The sequence below is a fragment of the Ensifer sp. GW821-FHT05G01 genome (assembly GCF_059419585.1).
On sequence record NZ_JBWKSC010000002.1, the window covers coordinates 324431 to 341993 of the forward strand.

The following is a 17563-nucleotide window of genomic DNA, read 5'->3' on the forward strand; positions in this document are numbered from 1 at the left end:
TCGTTCAATTCGAAAGGTGCTTGCGAAGGAAAGCGCGCGTGCGCTCTTCCAGCGGGTCGGAAAGAACCTGCGTGGGTTCTCCCTGTTCGATCACCACGCCAGCATCCATGAACATCACGTGATCGGACACTTCGGCGGCAAACCGCATCTCGTGCGTCACGATCAGCATGGTCATGTGTTCGGCGGCAAGCTGCTTCATGACCTGGTTCACTTCCTCGACCAGTTCGGGGTCGAGCGCCGAGGTCGCCTCGTCGAACAGCATGACCTTCGGCTGCATTGCGAGCGCGCGGGCGATGGCGACACGCTGTTTCTGACCACCCGAGAGCCGTGCGGGGTAAGCATTTCCTTTTTCCGACAGCCCGACCTTGGCAAGGAGTGCGTTGGCCCGGTCAAGGGCTTCGGCCTTGGTCAAGCCTTTGAGGCGCATAGGCCCGATCGTGATGTTCTGCAGGACGGTCAGGTGCGGAAACAGATTGAACTGTTGGAACACCATACCCATTTCCCGGCGGATATGGTTGATGTGGTTCTCGAAAGCGCGCCCCTTCAACGGTCGGTTGACCTGATGGCCGTCAAGCCAGATCTCGCCGCTGGATGTTTCCTCCAGCATGTTGATGGATCTCAGCAACGTGCTTTTGCCCGAACCGCTCGGGCCGATGATCGAAACGATCTTGCCACGCGCGACACTGAGGTCGATCCCTCTGAGCACTTCGTGACTGCCGTAGGATTTGCGGATTTGCCGCAGTTCGACCATGGGAGTTTGTGTCGTCATCGGATTTCCTCCGCTTTCCGGGCGGCAATGCCCAACAGGAATTCCATCGCCAGATTGACGACGTAATAGAGAAGCGCTGCGGTGAAGTAGAATTCAAAGGGGCGGTAGGTCTCGCTGATCGCACGCTGCGCGTTCAGGACCAGTTCGGCGATGCCAAGGACCGAGAGGACGGCCGTGTCCTTCAGGAGAATGATGCTGTTGTTGCCGACTTGCGGCAGCGCCGTCACGATGGCCTGCGGCATGATGAAGAGGCGCTGGGTGGCGCCGCGGCTGAATCCCAATGATCGGGCGGCTTCGGCCTGCCCGGGATCGACCGCCTGCAGCGATGCGCGGAAGATATCCGCGTTGTAGGCGGCGTAGTGCAGGCCAAGTCCGACCACCCCGGTCCAGAAGGCAGGAAGCATGACGCCCACCTGCGATAGGCCGTAGTAGAGCAGGTAGAGTTGCAGCAGCAGTGGCGTGCCCAGGAAAAGGAAGCTGATGCCGCGCACCGGCAGGCTTGCGAACTTTGGCCCGTGGAGTGTTGTGGTGGCGATGGCAATGCCGAGCAGGATGCTGACGGAGCCTGCCAGTACGGTGACGAAAATCGTCCAGAGCAGACCGGTGAACAGAAGCTGCGAGTAGGACGGCACGACGCCGAAATCGAGTGTCATGCTGCGACCCTCCTGTCGGCATCGAAAAGCTTTTCAGCGCCGCGCACGATCAGTGAAATCACGGCGACGATGGCAATGTAGGCAGCGCCTGCAACGGCAAAAACCTCGAACGGCTTGTAGGTGGACGTGACGAAACGCTGTGCCGAGTAGGTCAGCTCGACGACGCCGATAGTCGACACAAGCGCGGTGCTCTTCGACAGAATAACCGTGTTGACGCCCAGCGACCGGATTATCAGCGGCGCTGCCTGCGGCAGAATGAAGAGCCGCATGGTGTCGAGGCGGCCGAACCCGATCGAACGCGACGCTTCGCCCTGTCCTTTGTCGACGGCGATGATGGCACCCTTGATGCCCTCCGACATGTAGGCGCCGATGTTGAGTCCCATGGTCAGCACACCGGCCATGAACGGCGTCAGCTCCAGTCCGAACTGCGGACCGCCGAAAAAGACGATAAAGAGCTGTACCAACAGGGGGGTGCCACGCATGACGCTGACATAGGCCGTAGCAAGCCAGCGTATCGGTCTCATTCTGGAGAAGCGTCCTGCCGCCACTGCCGTGGCGACGACAAGTCCGATCGCCAGCGAGCAGGCCGTAAGGCCGATCGTCAACAGCGACGCTTCCATTATATGGGGCAATAATCGCCCGATCAGTTGAATATCCATTCCAGCCTCTAAGGACGCTCTAGGCTCGCGGGCGATGCGTCGCCTTGTTCGGGCCGCGCGAAACGGCACCCTGAGGTGACCTGCCCTGGAGCTGCCAATCTCGACGGATCCGGCGGCCTGACATCCAGAGGCCGAACACGGTCATTCCCTATGAAGGATCGCGGGCCGGGACACATCTCGTGTCCCGGCCGAGCCCGTCAGCGGATGTCCTGGCCGATCCACTTTTTCGAAATGGCTTCGTAGGTGCCGTCGGCCATCATGTCGTCCAGTGCCTTCTGCATGGCAGCGGCGAGCGCCGGATTGTCTTTGCGGATTGCGATGCCGATGTCGTAGCGGGGAAGCTTGTCGTCCTTCACCTGTTCGATCGGCGCATCACTCTTGGCGATCGCTACGAACACGGGAACGTCGTCGGCAACGATGGCATCGACGCGGCCTGCGCCAAGGTCGAGAAGCATTTCGGGAAGGCCCTTGTAGGTGCGGATCTCGAATGTGTTCTGGTCGCGCGTCCATTTTTCAGCGGCTTCGCCGAGTGTGACACCGATCGTCTTGCCCTTCAGTTCGTCAACGCTGGCGACGCCGGCGCCCTTGCGAACAAAGACGGCAAGGCCGGAACGGTAGTAGGGGCCGACGAAGTCGACTGCCTTCTTGCGCTCTTCGGTGATGCTCATGGAACCAATGATCGTGTCATAGCGACCAGTGACGAGCCCGGCGATGATGCCGTCCCAGGCCGTTGTCACGATGTTCGGCTCGACCTTCAGCCGGCGGGCGATCTCGGAGCCTATATCGGCGTCGAAACCGACGACCTTGTTGCTTTCGTCCACGAAGCTGAAGGGTGGAAACACGCCCGAGAGAGCAACCGACAACTTGCCGGCCTCCTCGATCTTCTGCAGATCATCAGCCTGTGCAGGGGTGAACGGCAAGCAGATCGCGGCGGCGACCATCACGGCAGAAAGAACGCGGTGCAATTTCATCTCTATCATCTCCCAATTCGACCCGACATCACGGATCATCGCGTGGTTTACGACGCCAATTCCAAAGGCATGGATCGATCGACAGAACGTGAGGCCGGGCTATCTTGTCTGGTCCCGCATTATTCCGGCTGTTCTGTTTCGATGAGGGATTCGTATTGCGGTTGGGGGAAACAAAAAAGAAGACAAAGTGCTTGAATTTTCCTATTTCTGCCGAAATAGTAACAGGAATGATGAAATAGGAAGTAATCGGTGGACGATCTTGATAGACGGCTCATTGCAGAGCTGCGCATCAACGGCAGAGCTTCGGTGCCGCAACTGGCGCAACTTCTCGGCGTCGCGCGCGCAACGGCACAGAAGAGGCTTGATCGCCTTGTCACCGACGGCGTGATCAAGGGCTTCACGGTCCGCCTGAAGGATGACATCAGCAAGGATCTGATCAGGGCCTTCATCCTGATCATGATAGACGGCTCGCCACGCCCCGCAGTATCGGCCGTAAAGCGCCTTCCAGGGGTGGCAGCCGTGTCCAACACCAACGGGGTCTGGGACATAATCGCGGAGATCGAGGTTTCGACGATGTCGGAGCTGAACGAGCTCATCTCAACGGTTCGGGCAATCGATGGCGTCTCGAAAAGCGAAACCTTTATCATGCTCGGGCCGGCGTGAGCGGCTACGGCTTCGCCCGTCTGCACGAGGACCTCGTGGAGAAAGATTTGCCTCAGGCAGACTGGTGCACCACCATTGAGCAATGGCCGCCTGTCAGGCGAACCGGGCCGCCATTCTGGCGCGTGCCTTGCTTGCTTCTTCTTCGCGGTTGCGCGGGGGGTGGGACGTCTCAAGCGTGACGAGCAATTCCCGGGCGCAGGCTGCGATTGAAATGACCGCGTGCTCGAAGGCCGCTTGATTGCGTTTGGACGGTTTGGTCGTTCCGCTCAGCTTGCGCACGAACTGCACCGCGGCGTCGTGGACCTCCTCGTCAGTCGCAGGCGGATCGAAATTGAACAGGGGTTTTATGTTTCGGCACATGACTGGCTCCCGCGCCTCAAATTCTCGCTCCTCTGGAAGTCGAGATCTTAATGCCCATGCTTCGCCCGCGGAAGGGCCGATCGTCGTGCCTTCCTTCACCCAATCGGCTGGCGGGCACTGCCTGTCAGGTGTTCTTGCCGTTTGATGCCATCTGCATTCCGGCTGCACGTCCGCCGCTCGGCACCACGACGATCTGCCTGACCTTGCCCTGTTTGAAGGCGGTCAGGAAACGCGGATAGTCCTTGAAGGCGACGCAGCCATGCGATTCCGCCCGGTTGCCGCGCAGCAGGTAACTGTGGGTCAGGAAGCCGTCGCGGCCGTGCTTGTTTCTGCCGTCGATCGGCAACATGCGGATTGCTTCGACGCCGTGGAAGCGCGTCTCGCGCATCTTGAGATTGTAGGTGTGCGGTGGGGTCGGTCCGGTCATCTTGACAGTCACATAACGCGGGTTGTCGGCCATCTTGCCGATGCCGGAATGGGCCTCGAGGACGCTGCCGTCGGGCATGTAGACCTTGGCGGCGCTGATGTCGTAGACGGCGACGCCATTTCCGGCCCGGGTCCCACCACCGAACAGGTCCCGCAGCGCCCTGAGGCCGCCACCCGACTTATTGTCTGCCGGATTGTTCGGTCGCACAAAGGCAAGCTCTTGCTGCTTGGGCGTTTCGCGCTCATTGGCCTTCGGTTCTGCGTTGGCTATGGCCCGCCGGGTTTCCGGTTTTTCCGTTTCAGAGACAGGCTTTTGGGCTCGGTCGCCGCCGGGACGGAATTGCGGCATCGGTCCCGACGACGGCGTATCCTCATAGTCTGGCAGAGCAACGGCTTCATCTTCGGCGTTCGGGTCCTGCGAGGCGGCGATGTCGTCCTCCAATGGGACCGTCAGCAACGCCGAGAACACAGTGTTTTCCGATGCGCTCTGTGAGGGGGGCGCATAGGCCAGCGAGACGAGGGGGGTGTCGGTTACGCCGTTGGACGGCGGCCCAAACCGTTCCGATGCGGGCAATTCAATGCTGGCAACCGCGCTGCGCGGCGTGATGGAATGAGAAGCCTTGAAGTGGCGGACGATCTGCTCGGATGTCAATGCGGCCTGTTCCACGTCGGTGGCAAGGCGCGGCGCCTTGCCACTGGTCGCCGCATCTCCAAAGATATCGGCACTGCGGGGGAGTTTCCCTTCGGCGCCGGCGATGCTTGCCAGGGGGGCCGGCTTGGCGACGGCGGCGATCAGCCTCGGCGTCTGTTCGACCCGCGCCTGCTTGACCCAAGAGCGCTCTTCTTTTCGATGGACCACATAGAGCTGCGGCTTCGGCAGGATCTGGCCCGAACCGAAGGCAAAAACGCTGCCCATCGCGACCATGCCAGCCACCGACCCCACGGCCACGCCGGACAAGGCGAGGCCGCAGCAGGTGAACAGCAGTGGACGTAGCAAACGGTGCAAAGGCTTTGGACGAACGACCTTACTCACAACGCAATTCAAGCCAGTAGATCCCGCAAAAGGCCCTTAGGCCCCCGAGCGAACACGCTGCGCGATTTCCCGGATTGTCCCTTCTTGACGACCGATCGACAGAGAATGAACAAGTATGGTTAAATTTTGCTTTCCATGAACAGAAATGGATTTGATGCGACGCCACGTCGGGACAGCATCGTGCGGCCGCCGGCAGGTCTGTATTGGTGTTTGATATCAATCGGCGTCGGCGCCGGGATTGAATATGCGGTCAGTTGGGACAGGAAAACCCGGTCGCTCAGTGTATCCGACGAAGAATGTCCGTGGTCGCAAGGGACTGAGAGGACCGGTGGCAGGCGACTTGGCTTCCCTCATGGTTCGGCCCTGCGAAGGTGCGACAATGTCCTGCGCCGCAAGGCTGCCCGCTCGGCTGCCGCTATCGCCCGGGCGCCTATCATTGCTTTGCCGTCGATGTAGCGCGCGAGGTCCCGGATCGTCGGATACTGGAACAGCGCGATCACGTCGATCGTGCGGCCGAGGCTCATCTCCAACGCCGCCTGCACCCGCATGAGCTGAAGCGATGTCCCGCCGAGATCAAAGAAATTGCGATCCGGTTCCACCGCCTGGATGCCCAAGATGTTACGCCACAATTCGGCAAGCAACCCTTCGGTCCGGTTCGCGACCGGTATGTGATCGACCGCAGCCGTATCCGCGGGCAAGGGCAGCCTGCTCCGATCGACCTTGCCGGACTGATGCAGCGGAAGCTGATCAAGAACCATCACCACGCTTGGGATCATGTAGGCCGGCAAGGTGCTGCGCAGCCTTTCCATGACGCCGCGTTTGAGCTCGGAACGGGCAATGGTGATGCCTTCGCATGGACACAGATAGCCGACAATACGCTTGTTCTGAGGGCTGAGATCCTGGCAGATCACCACGCCATCGGCGAGGCGCGGATCGCGCCGCAGTGCAGCCTCGATCTCGTCGAGCTCTATCCTCTTGCCGTTGAGTTTGATCTGCCTGTCCCTGCGCCCCTTGAAAATCACGACACCGTGCTCATCGAGGACGGCCAGGTCGCCGGTGAGATAACCGCGCGCAGTGCCGCCCTCCGTCTCGACCGTGACGAAGCGTTCCACCGTCAGTTCCGGGCGCTTGAAATAGCCGATTGCGACGCCATCGCCGATCAGCAGCAGCTCTCCCTCGACGCCCTTGGTCACAGGCTTGTGATCGTCGTCGACGATCAGGATGCCGGTGTGGTTCACGGCGCCACCGATCGCCACGTCCTTGCCGTCGAATCCGGCTGGTATGTCGAAGGTACTGGCAAGAACCGTAATCTCCGTCGGGCCGTAGCAGTTGGTCAATCGGCAATGGGGGTGGGCGGTTTGGAACCGTTTGACATGTTCAGCCGAGGCGACCTCTCCACCAAACAGCATATGCCGCAGCGACGGCAGCGGGCCGGATGCGAAATCGGCCAGCAGATTGAACAGACCCGTCGTGATCAGCGAAACCGTGACGGCACGGTCGCGGATAAGGTCGCGCAGACGACCAATCGAAAAAGTGCCGTCCGGCAAGCCCGCGATCGAGGCGCCATTGGTCAGTGCGGTCCAGATTTCGAAGGTAGAGGCATCGAAGGCGATGGTCGCCGCGTGCAGCACGACGTCAGCGCTGCTGATTTCCACATAGCTCTGGTCGAGCGCCAGACGGGCAATGCCGCGATGCGGTATCGCGACGCCCTTGGGTCGGCCCGTCGAGCCTGAGGTGTACATGACATAGGCGAGATCGTCTCCGCCGACGTCGACGGTGGGCGCTTGTCCGGTCTCCGACACTGCAAGACCTTCGATCGCGGCCTTGAGATCGGCGGTCCTGCCGTGCGTGCCCGCCACCAACTGCATAGTTCCCGACGTGCAACTGTCGACGAATATCATCGTCGGCGCGCATTCGCCGATGACATAGTTCAGGTGTTCGACGGGAAACGTCGTATCGAGCGGCAGATAAGCGCCACCCGTTTTCAATATGGCAAGCATCGCTATCACGCTGTCGAGCGAGCGGGGCACGAAAAGGCAGACGATATCGCCCTTACCGACACCTTCTGCCGCGAGGTAGGCAGCAAAGCCATCGGACAGCCGGTCAAGCTCCCCATAGCTCACCGACCGATCATCGAAGACGATGGCCGTTGCCTCGGGCGCGGCGCGTGCATGCTGGCGGACGTAGTCCTGAAGGGGCCGGTCCCGATCGTAGTGGAGCTTTGCCTGGGAACGGCGCACCTTGCCTTCCGATGCTTCGGCCTGATGGCCGGGCCTGGGAACTCGGACCTCGTTCATCGTCGTCTCCTGTTCGTCTCGAATTTGCCGGAAATGTTCCTGGAGCGTCTTTCGCCTCTCGAGGGCGGCCTGAGCGCTGCGGCGACGTCGAATGCCAATATTCCACGGCAGCAAAAGATGAACAGTTGATCATTGGGATAGCGACTGCGGGGTGAGGCGCTCAAAGGGTGAATCTACAATCCACTAAAAGACTATAGTATATGGATAATATGCATTAGTGGCGTTTGGCAGCGGCAGATCGAAAAAATCCATGCGGTTGCCGAAGGTCGCGACCTTCCCATCGCGCTTGAAGTAAGCCCGGTGTCCGCGCCCTGTGGTTCCGTTTCCGCAAGCCTGCTGGCATGATTGCCGTCCGGGCGCTCATTCGCTGCCGACGCGCGGCCTATGACGCAACGCCCTCAGCGCCTTTCTCATCGATCGCGGGACTGTGTCGGTCATTCCGAAAATCCAACTGCAGAAGCACGCAACTCGGTTCGACCTCGCCAAAAATCTCATTAGTCGATAAATTCAGTAGAAAATATATTCTTCCGACGTGTGTGATTGCGATAGGGAAAGTTCCCGTTCCCGAGCTTCCATAAATCGCCATTCGTTGTTCACAAAAGCGGCATTTGCGATTTTTGAGGCAGAAACAATCGTGTTTCGAAGTTGATCCTCCCAATCGCGAAAGCAAGATCACCATGTCGAAGATCCGCACAAACCTCCTGGAAACCATTCCCCTCTCACGGCGCGCCGCATTTGCCGCTTTCGCAGCGGCGGCGGTCACTGCCGTCAGCCTGGCCGCGCCTGCACCGGCGGTCGCTGAAGACAAGAAGGAACTCAAGGTCGGTATCATCTCGGGCGAAGACGAGGACGTCTGGCGCGCCGTGACGGCGGAAGCCGCCAAGAAGGGCCTGACCATCGAAACCGTCGTCTTCAACGATTACACCCAGCCGAACGAGGCGCTCGCCCGTGGCGAGGTCGATGCCAACGCCTTCCAGCACCTTCCATACCTCGAAAACCAGATCAAGGCGCACGGCTACAAGATCGTCCCGGTGGGCTACACCGGCGTCTGGCCGATCGGCCTCTATTCGAAGAAGCACACCAAGATCGCCGATCTGCCGGAAGGCGCCGTCATCGGCGTGCCGAACGATCCGTCCAACGAGGGCCGCGCCCTTCGCGTCCTGCAGAACGAGGGCGTGATCAAGCTCAAGGAGGGCACTGGCATCCTCGCGACGATCGCCGATATCGTTGAGAACCCGAAGAATGTCGCGATCAAGGAACTTGACGCCGGTATCGTCGGCCGCTCGGTCGATGACCTCGATGCCGCCGTTGTCAACACCGACTGGGCGCTGAAAAGCGGCCTGACGCCGGACAACCGCATCGCGCAGGAGCCGGTCGATGACAATCCTTACCGCAATTTCATCGCCGTGCGCGAGGAATCGAAGGACCAGCCCTGGGTGAAGCCACTGGTCGAATCCTATCAGAACGACGTCGTGAAGGCCGAGTTCGAGCGTGTCTACAAGGGCACGGGCATCAGCGCCTACTGAGGCATGTGAAGATCAGCCGAGACAGCCCGCCATGGCCCTGGTCCATCGCGGGCTGTCTCGCCGTTTCCGGAAGGGAACCAGAATGAACAGACATGTGTCCTGGACGCCGGCCGAAACGGCCGCCGATAGCGACGACGTCATCCGGCTTGCTGGCGTTCGCCGTCGCTTCGGCGAGACGGCGGCCCTCGACGGGGTCTCGCTCGGCGTCAGACGCGGCGAAATCCTTGGCATCATCGGGCGAAGCGGTGCAGGGAAATCCACGCTCATCCGCTGCCTTAACGGTCTCGAGCGACCAGATGGCGGCAGTATCAAGATCGAGGGTCGAGAGATTACCGGCCTTGGCGAGGCCGAGTTGCAGCCGCTCCGGCGCCGCATCGGCATGATTTTCCAGCACTTCAACCTGCTGTCGGCCAAGACGGTCGAGGAAAACGTGGCGCTGCCGCTGAAAATCGAGGGGTGGCCGAAGGCAAAGCGGCTGGCGCGGGCGGCGGAACTTCTGGAGCTGGTCGGTCTGTCCGACAAGGCGAAGGCCTATCCGTCGGCCCTTTCCGGAGGCCAGAAGCAGCGCGTTGGCATCGCCCGGGCGCTGGCCGCAAGCCCCGCTCTGCTGTTGTCCGACGAGGCAACGTCGGCGCTCGACCCCGAGACGACACGTTCGATCCTGGCGCTTCTCAAGGACATCAACAGCAAGCTCGACCTGACGATCCTCCTCATCACCCATGAGATGGAGGTGGTGCGCAACATCGCAGACCGCGTGACCGTCATCGATGCGGGTCGCATCGTCGAGGAAGGGCCGGTCTGGCAGGTGTTTGCAACGCCGCAGACGGAAACGACCAGGAGCCTGCTGAGCGGCATACGCCCCCAACTCCCCGACCATATCGCCCGGACGCTTTCCTCGGAGGGGTCGGGTGACGTGGTGCTCAGCATCGACATCGCCGGTCCAGCTGCCACCGGCCCGCTGTTGCAGGATCTTTTGAAGGCATTCCCGGGTGGCTACCGCCTGATCCATGGCGGCGTCGACCATATCCAGAAACAGCCCGTAGGGCGCTTTTTCATCGCCCTGCCGGCAGCATCGACGGCCGGCCTTGTTTCTTTTGTCGAGCGCCTCGGCGCACAGGTGGAGGTCCTCGGCCATGTCGCCGATCATGCTTGAACTGCTCTTCCGCTCGCTCTGGGAAACCATCGTGATGACGGCCGCCTCCGGCTTCATCTCGCTCGTCTTCGGTCTGCCGCTCGGGCTTGCACTGGTGGCGACCGCGCGCGGAGGGATTGCGGAAAATCTCGCAGTCAACCGCGCGCTCGGTGCGGTGATCAACGGCTTTCGCTCCGTGCCTTTCATCATCCTGCTGGTCGCGCTTATTCCCGTCACGCGCCTGATCGTCGGCACGTCGATCGGCACCTGGGCGGCCATCGTGCCCCTGGCGATCGCCGCGACGCCCTATTACGCCCGCATCGCCGAAGTATCGCTGCGCGAGGTCGAGCGCGGGTTGATCGAGGCCGTGCGTGCCATGGGCGGCAATCGCTGGACAATCATTCGCGAAGTGCTGATCCCGGAAGCAATGCCGGGCATCGTCGCCGGTTTTACCGTCACGTTGGTCACTCTCATCGGCGCCTCCGCCATGGCCGGTGCGATCGGCGCCGGCGGGCTCGGCGACCTTGCCATCCGCTACGGCTACCAGCGCTTCGAAACCGCCGTCATGGTTGCCGTCGTCGCCGTTCTTATCGTGCTCGTCTGCGGCATCCAGTGGCTCGGCGATCGGCTCGTCTCCCGCCTCGATCGTCGCGGTTGAAGGTCGGGCCGGCGGCGCGAGAGGCGCCGGCGACAGCGCTAATATTTCCGTCTCCGGTCGGGAATTGGAAAATTCTCTCTGTTTCGCAACAATAGTTCACTTAATTTATGGATTATATCTTTAATCCAGAGGATGAGAACCAGCATGACGGAAGAGACCCGCACCGGCGTCAACCGCCGCAACATTCTGAAGCTTACGGCCGCAGCCGGCATCGTCGCGGGGTCGGGGCTTCTGACAAGTCGTGCCGCCTTCGCTCAAGGCGAGCTCTCGCTCAAGGGCAAGCGCATCGGCATCAGCACCGCCGGCACGGACCATTTCTTCGATCTGCAGGCCTACAATGCCCAGGTCGAAGAGGTGAAGCGCCTCGGCGGCGAACCGATCGCTGTCGATGCCGGGCGCAACGACGGCAAGCTCGTCTCCCAGCTTCAAACCCTCATTGCGCAGAAGCCGGATGCGATCGTCCAGCTTCTCGGCACGCTGAGCGTCATCGATCCGTGGCTGAAGAAAGCGCGCGATGCGGGCATTCCGGTCTTCACGATCGATGTCGGCTCGGTCAACTCGATCAACAACTCCACATCGGACAACTGGGGTATCGGCAAGGACCTCGCTCTCCAGCTCGTTTCCGATATCGGGGGAGAGGGCAATATTGTCGTGTTCAACGGCTTTTACGGCGTCACGCCATGCGCGATCCGCTATGACCAGCTCGTCAACGTCATCAAGTACTTCCCGAAGGTGCAGATCGTGCAGCCTGAACTGCGCGACGTGATCCCGAACACGGTGCAGGACGCCTTCACCCAGATTACCGCAATCCTCAACAAGTACCCGGAGAAGGGCTCGATCAAGGCGATCTGGTCGGCCTGGGACATCCCGCAGCTCGGGGCGACGCAGGCCCTGACCGCAGCTGGCCGCACCGAGATCAAGACCTATGGCGTCGACGGCAGCCCGGAAGTGCTCCAGCTCGTTGCCGACGCGAATTCGCCGGCTGCTGCCGACGTCGCCCAACAGCCGGCGGAGCTTGGTCGCGTCGCGATCCAGAACGTTGCGAGATACCTCGCCGGCGAGACGCTGGCGCGGGAAACCTATGTGCCCGCTCTGCTCGCCAACAAGCAGAATGTCGGCGAAATCTCCAGGAAGCTCGGCATCGGCTGACACCACGTCGACAACGGACAGCGACGGATGGCTGCGATCCATCCGTTTTGACGAGGCAAGGAGCGAACAGCAATGGTCGAGGCAGTGAGGGGCGACGGCGGCGATATCATTCGCCTTGATGCCATCGTGAAGCGGTTCGGAGGCGCGCAGGCGCTCTCCGGAGCATCGCTCGTCGTCAGGCGCGGTACGGTGCACGGCCTCGTCGGCCAGAACGGCGCTGGAAAGTCGACGTTGATCAAGCTGCTCGCCGGTCTTCATGAGGCAGACGAGGGGACGATCGAGATCGATGGCAAGGTCTACGACCGGCTGACGCCGCATCTGGTCGAGGACCTCGGCATCCACTTCATCCATCAGGATCGGTTGCTGGTTCCAACCTTCACCGTCGGTGAAGCGCTGTTCCTCGGCCGCGAGCCGCGCATTGCAGGCACACCCTTCCTTGACCGTGCACTGATGCGTCGCCGGTCTGCGGAAATCCTTGATCGCTACTTCGGCCTTAGGCTGCCGCATTCGGCGCTGATTGCGGATCTTTCGGCTGCCGAAAAGCAGATCGTCCAGATCACGCGGGCGCTGCTCGATAATCCGAAGGTCCTCGTCTTTGACGAGCCGACGGCAGCGCTCGTCCGGCGTGAGGCGGATCTGCTGTTCCAGCTCATCCGGCGCCTTCGGGACGATGGCGTCACGATTATCTACATCTCGCATTACCTCGGCGAAATCGCAGCACTTTGCGACACGGTGACGGTTCTGCGCAACGGCCGCGATGTCGCCACGCTACCGCTCAAGCAGACCTCGGCTGCCGAAATCGGCGCGCTGATGGTCAATCGCGAGATTGGCGATCTGTATCCGAAGCCGCAGGTCGTTGCCGGCGAGGCGCTGCTTGCGGTGGTTGACCTCAGCCTGTCCAACCGCTACGCCAGCGTATCCTTCACCCTGCACAAGGGGGAAGTACTGGGGCTGACGGGGCTCTTGGGATCGGGTGCAAAGGAAACCCTCCGCACGCTCTTCGGTCTGCAAACAGCCACCGCCGGTTCGGTGGCGGTCAAAGGCGAGACGATCTTCACCGCAAGTCCGGCGAAGGCTACCGCCAAAAGTCTCGCACTTGTGCCGGAAGACCGCCGGCGGGACGGCGTGGCGCTCGATCTTTCCGTGACGGAAAACACGACGCTTGCCAGCCTCGACCGTTTTTCCAAGGGCGTGCTCGATCAGGGCGCCGAAAGGCGTGCGACCGAAGAGCTCGTCAAACGGCTGCAGGTCAAGACTGATGGCATCGACGCGCTGGTCAAGACGCTGTCCGGCGGCAACCAGCAGAAGGTGGCGATCGCCAAATGGCTCAGCCGCCAGTCCGAGATCTACCTGCTCGACGAGCCGACGGTCGGCGTCGATATCGCAGCCAAGGTCGAGATCTACACGCTGATCGGCGAGCTTGCCCAACGCGGCGCGGGCGTGATCGTGCTTTCGTCCGACATCGAGGAATTGCTCGGGGTTACCGACCGCATCCTCGTATTCTTCCGCGGTCAGGTCACGCGGGAATTCATCTCCTCCCAAACGAGCCCCGATCAGATCCTTTCGGAAGTGACCGGTGCCTACGAGACGCTGAGCAATGTTGGTTGACGCCCCATACTATATTCCCGGCTCCTTGGCCGAACCGGCTCCAAGCAATCCGCAGGATCCGCAACCTGGCGGACCTGCATATGCGCAACGGGTGGCAGCACTTGCGTTGCGCGGCGGCTCGCTGGCCGTCTTTATCGGCGTCCTCGTGTTCTTCTCCGTGACAGCGCCGTTCTTCCTGACGATCGGCAATGTCGGTAACGTGCTTGGACAATCCGCCATCGCCGGCGTTCTTGCGATCGGCTTGACGATCGTCGTGATCGGCGGCGGTTCCAACGTCGTGACGGGTGGCATCGATCTTTCGCTTGCCGCAAACATGGGGCTGAGTGCGGCCGTCTATGCGACGCTCGTGCAGGCGGGGTACGGAGACCCCGTGGCAGTCATCGCCGCGCTGGGGACGGGGCTCGCCATTGGTGCCGTCAACGCGGCTGCGATCACACTCGCCGGCATCGTGCCGCTACTGGCGACACTGGCGGTGATGAACGTTGTCGCCGGCCTTGAGTTGGTACTGACGAACAATACGGTGGTACCGGCTTCGACGGAACTTCTTCTCGCCCTGTCGGCAAGCGGGCCGTTCGGCATCCCCGTGCTCGCCTATGTTCTGCTTGGCTTCACACTGCTCGTTGCCGCCGTCGTGCAGTTTACGCCATTGGGGCTGAGGCTCTATGCGGTCGGCGAGTTTCCCGAGGCTGCGCGTGCCGCCGGGCTGCCCGTCAAGTCTTTCGTCGCCGGGTTCTTCCTCGCAAGTGGGCTGTGTGGCGGGTTTGCCGGGATCCTCTCCGTGTCCTTTCTGAGCGGCAGCACGACGGGGGCGGGCGACATGCTGCTCCCGGTCGTCGTCACGGCGTTGCTCGGCTCGGTGTTTTCGCGCCGGCTGGTGCCGACGATCACGGGAACGCTGCTCTCGACGCTGTTCGTCGGTTTCCTGATCAACGGTTTCCAGCTTCTCAACATCTCGAGCACGCTGGTTAGCGGTGTTCAGGGCCTGCTCATCCTGCTTGTGGTGTCAGCAACGACGCTGCTGCGTCGCCAGGAGAATGTCTAACATGTCGGCTCGACAGCTTTCCGTTTCCATCCCGACAGTCGCCCGCAGTATCGGGCGCCACGCGCTCATTGCAGCACTTGCAGCGGTCTTCGTTCTCTTCGCATGGCTTGCGCCTGCATTCCTTTCCGGGGCCAACTTGCTCAGCGTTCTGGTCAACAATTTCGCGCTTCTCGCCATTGTCGCGATTGCCATGACATTCGCCGTTTCCGCCGGCGGCATCGACCTCTCGGTCGGCACCGCCATCGATTTCGCGAGCTTTGCCTTTGTCTCCCTCGTCCTCGCTGGGCAGCCTATCCCGATTGCCGCACTTGGCGGACTTGTCGGCGGTGTTGTCGTCGGCCTTTTCAATGCGGTGCTGATTGCGGGTATCGGCATTTCACCGTTTCTTGCCACGCTCGGCACGCTCTTCGTCGGTCGCAGTGTGCAACAGTTGCTGACCAATGGCGGCAATCCGGTCTATTTGCCGCCAACGGGCGTACCGGACGCCTTCCGATTTCTCGGCCACGGAACCATCGTGGGCATTCCGGTTCCGCTCGTCGTTGCTGCCCTGGTGGTCGCGGGCGCCTGGCTTGTCCTTTCGCGCACAAGGTTCGGTCGCGTGGTGCTTGCAAGCGGCATTCAGGCCAGCGTTGTGCGCTATTCAGGCATTGCGCTGCGGCGCTACACGGCCGCGACCTACATCCTCGTGTCGGGCATCGCGGCCATTGTCGGCTTGATCCTCACCTCGACGGTGACCGTCTATATTCCATCGTCGGGCAACGCCTTCCTGCTCAACGCCATTGGCGCCACCTTCATCGGCACGACGCTGAGCCCGCATGGCCGGCCGAACATTCCCGGCACGGTGCTCGGCGTGCTTTTGCTCAGCATCGTCGCCAATGGTTTGCTTCTCTCCGGCCTGAACTTCTACTGGCAGCAGGTCGGCACGGGGCTTCTCATTTTCTCGGTTCTTGCGATTGGCTTTGCCAACCGCAAGGCGGCTGCAAGGACTTAGGGTCTTGCTGCGCGATTTTGCCTTGAACGTCCGCATCGATCACCGGTCTCACGGTGGCAGTGTGCTGGCACTGTTCGACCACGCCAAAGAGCCGGAACCCGAATACGCCAACGAGAAAGCGTAAAAGGATCAGACTGTTAAGCGCGTTACCGTTGTAGAAATGATGCCAGCTGGCATCCCGTCAATGAGTTGGAGATTGCCATGGCACGCCACATCCGTTTCAACGCCTTCGATATGAACTGTGTCGGCCATCAGTCGCCCGGCCTCTGGGCGCATCCGCGCGACAAGTCCTCGAAATACAAGGATCTTGATTACTGGCAGGATCTTGCCCGTACGCTGGAGCGCGGCGTTTTCGACGGCATCTTCATCGCTGACGTCATCGGCTATTACGACGTCTACAAGGGCTCGAACTACCATGCCATTCACCAGGCGGCGCAGATCCCGGTCAATGATCCGCTGCAGCTTGTCGCGCCCATCGCCCTTGCCACCGAGCATCTCGGCATCGGCCTCACCGCGTCCACCTCGTTCGAGCACCCCTATACGTTCGCCCGGCGCCTGGCCACGGCCGATCACCACTCCAAGGGCCGCCTGGGCTGGAACATCGTCACGTCCTATCTGGAAAGCGGTGCGAAGAATGTCGGGCAGGGTGGCTTGCGCAAGCACGACAACCGCTACGAGGTCGCCGCCGAGTATGTCGAGGTGCTCTACAAGCTGCTCGAAGGATCGTGGGAAGAGGGTGCTGTGGTGCGCGACGGCAACAAGCGCATTTTCACCCATCCGGAAAAGGTCCATGAAATCGCCCACAAGGGCAAGTTCTTCGAAGTTCCAGGCTACGGCCTGACGGAGCCGTCGCCGCAACGCACGCCAGTCCTCTACCAGGCAGGTGCATCTGGCCCCGGAAAGACCTTTGCCGCAGCCCATGCGGAATGCATCTTCGTGGCGGCGCCGACGAAGTCCGTGCTGAAGGCCTATGTCGCCGATATCCGACAACGCATCGCCGACGCCGGCCGCGACCCGAAGAAGGTCTATATCTACACGTTGATCACGATCATCACCGACGAGACAGAAGAGAAGGCGCAGCGCAAGTTCGAGGATTACAAGAGCTACGTTTCCTACGACGGTTCACTGACGTTCATGTCGGGCTGGAGCGGGATCGATTTCGGCCAGTATGCCCCGACCGACGTCGTCGAAAAGATCGAGACGAATGCGATCCACTCGTTCGTCGAGCATATCGCTGGTGGCGACAAATCCTGGACCATCGACGAGCTTGCCCAGTTCGGGGGCATCGGCGGTATGGGGCCGGTCTTCGTCGGTTCGCCGGCACGTATCTCCGATATCCTGCAGGAGTGGGTGGGCGACACGGATGTTGACGGCTTCAACATTGCCTATGCGGTGACGCCAGACAGTTTCGAGGATGTCGTCGCGCATATCGTGCCAGAACTGCAAAAGCGCGGAGCCTATCCCACGACCTACAGGCCGGGCACGTTGCGCGAGAAACTCTTCGGCGAAGGTCCTTATCTGCCGATCACTCACCCTGCAGATGGATATCGTGATATCGAAGCCGTGAAGCGACGCGACGCCGGTGGCGTGGCGGTGCTAAAAGCGGCGAACGCCTGATCGTCAGTG

16 protein-coding genes are annotated in these 17563 nt (G+C 61.2%); 9 read left to right on the top strand and 7 right to left on the bottom strand.

Features of this window, described 5'->3' with window-relative positions:
- Window positions 1-4: 4 nt before the first annotated feature.
- The 4 genes from AC07UR_RS07300 to AC07UR_RS07315 all read right to left on the bottom strand — a co-directional run bounded on the left by AC07UR_RS07300 (window position 5) and on the right by AC07UR_RS07315 (window position 3052).
- A complete protein-coding gene (locus tag AC07UR_RS07300; RefSeq protein WP_282438137.1) occupies window positions 5-769 on the bottom strand; it encodes an amino acid ABC transporter ATP-binding protein in 765 nt (254 codons plus the stop codon).
- A complete protein-coding gene (locus tag AC07UR_RS07305) occupies window positions 766-1422 on the bottom strand; it encodes an amino acid ABC transporter permease (RefSeq protein WP_209789476.1) in 657 nt (218 codons plus the stop codon). Before AC07UR_RS07305 ends, AC07UR_RS07300 begins: the two co-directional genes overlap by 4 nt.
- Complete coding sequence (locus tag AC07UR_RS07310) at window positions 1419-2081, bottom strand: amino acid ABC transporter permease (protein ID WP_209789477.1); 663 nt, start codon at window positions 2079-2081, stop codon at window positions 1419-1421. The genes AC07UR_RS07305 and AC07UR_RS07310 overlap by 4 nt, the downstream gene beginning before the upstream one ends.
- 197 nt (window positions 2082-2278) lie before the next feature.
- Window positions 2279-3052, bottom strand: a complete 774-nt coding sequence (locus tag AC07UR_RS07315; RefSeq protein WP_209789478.1) for a transporter substrate-binding domain-containing protein — start codon at window positions 3050-3052, stop codon at window positions 2279-2281.
- Between the two features lie 249 nt (window positions 3053-3301).
- On the opposite strand from AC07UR_RS07315, the gene AC07UR_RS07320 reads away from it, so the two are divergent.
- Window positions 3302-3715: an Lrp/AsnC family transcriptional regulator gene (locus AC07UR_RS07320; RefSeq protein WP_209789479.1), complete on the top strand. Its 414-nt coding sequence runs from the start codon at window positions 3302-3304 to the stop codon at window positions 3713-3715.
- A gap of 93 nt (window positions 3716-3808) precedes the next feature.
- Here the strand turns inward: AC07UR_RS07320 and AC07UR_RS07325 are convergent, their stop codons facing one another.
- The 3 genes from AC07UR_RS07325 to AC07UR_RS07335 all read right to left on the bottom strand — a co-directional run bounded on the left by AC07UR_RS07325 (window position 3809) and on the right by AC07UR_RS07335 (window position 7831).
- A complete protein-coding gene (locus AC07UR_RS07325; protein WP_209789733.1) occupies window positions 3809-4075 on the bottom strand; it encodes a DUF2277 domain-containing protein in 267 nt (88 codons plus the stop codon).
- 124 nt (window positions 4076-4199) lie between these two features.
- On the bottom strand, window positions 4200-5426 hold the full coding sequence (locus tag AC07UR_RS07330) for a DUF2778 domain-containing protein (RefSeq protein WP_209789480.1): 1227 nt from the start codon (window positions 5424-5426) through the stop codon (window positions 4200-4202).
- A 458-nt stretch (window positions 5427-5884) separates the two neighbouring features.
- Window positions 5885-7831, bottom strand: coding sequence for a non-ribosomal peptide synthetase (locus AC07UR_RS07335; protein ID WP_209789481.1), 1947 nt, complete (start codon window positions 7829-7831; stop codon window positions 5885-5887).
- A 677-nt stretch (window positions 7832-8508) separates the two neighbouring features.
- Between AC07UR_RS07335 and AC07UR_RS07340 the strand changes: the two genes are divergently transcribed.
- From AC07UR_RS07340 to AC07UR_RS07375, 8 genes are all read left to right on the top strand, one after another.
- Window positions 8509-9357 (top strand): MetQ/NlpA family lipoprotein, encoded by an 849-nt coding sequence (locus AC07UR_RS07340; protein WP_209789482.1) that lies wholly within the window; start codon window positions 8509-8511, stop codon window positions 9355-9357.
- Between the two features lie 82 nt (window positions 9358-9439).
- Window positions 9440-10510 (top strand): methionine ABC transporter ATP-binding protein, encoded by a 1071-nt coding sequence (locus AC07UR_RS07345; protein ID WP_209789483.1) that lies wholly within the window; start codon window positions 9440-9442, stop codon window positions 10508-10510.
- A complete protein-coding gene (locus tag AC07UR_RS07350) occupies window positions 10491-11147 on the top strand; it encodes a methionine ABC transporter permease (protein WP_173421712.1) in 657 nt (218 codons plus the stop codon). Before AC07UR_RS07345 ends, AC07UR_RS07350 begins: the two co-directional genes overlap by 20 nt.
- Window positions 11148-11291: 144 nt before the next feature.
- Complete coding sequence (locus AC07UR_RS07355; RefSeq protein WP_209789484.1) at window positions 11292-12296, top strand: sugar ABC transporter substrate-binding protein; 1005 nt, start codon at window positions 11292-11294, stop codon at window positions 12294-12296.
- A 72-nt stretch (window positions 12297-12368) separates the two neighbouring features.
- Window positions 12369-13904 carry a sugar ABC transporter ATP-binding protein gene (locus tag AC07UR_RS07360; RefSeq protein WP_209789485.1) on the top strand — a complete coding sequence of 512 codons (1536 nt, stop codon included), beginning with the start codon at window positions 12369-12371 and terminating at the stop codon, window positions 13902-13904.
- Window positions 13894-14946 carry an ABC transporter permease gene (locus tag AC07UR_RS07365; RefSeq protein ID WP_209789486.1) on the top strand — a complete coding sequence of 351 codons (1053 nt, stop codon included), beginning with the start codon at window positions 13894-13896 and terminating at the stop codon, window positions 14944-14946. Before AC07UR_RS07360 ends, AC07UR_RS07365 begins: the two co-directional genes overlap by 11 nt.
- 1 nt (window position 14947) lies before the next feature.
- A complete protein-coding gene (locus AC07UR_RS07370) occupies window positions 14948-15937 on the top strand; it encodes an ABC transporter permease (RefSeq protein ID WP_234902942.1) in 990 nt (329 codons plus the stop codon).
- A 201-nt stretch (window positions 15938-16138) separates the two neighbouring features.
- The gene (locus tag AC07UR_RS07375; protein ID WP_209789487.1) at window positions 16139-17554 is read left to right on the top strand and encodes an LLM class flavin-dependent oxidoreductase; all 1416 of its coding nucleotides are present in this window, start codon (window positions 16139-16141) and stop codon (window positions 17552-17554) included.
- The last annotated feature ends 9 nt before the right edge of the window (window positions 17555-17563 follow it).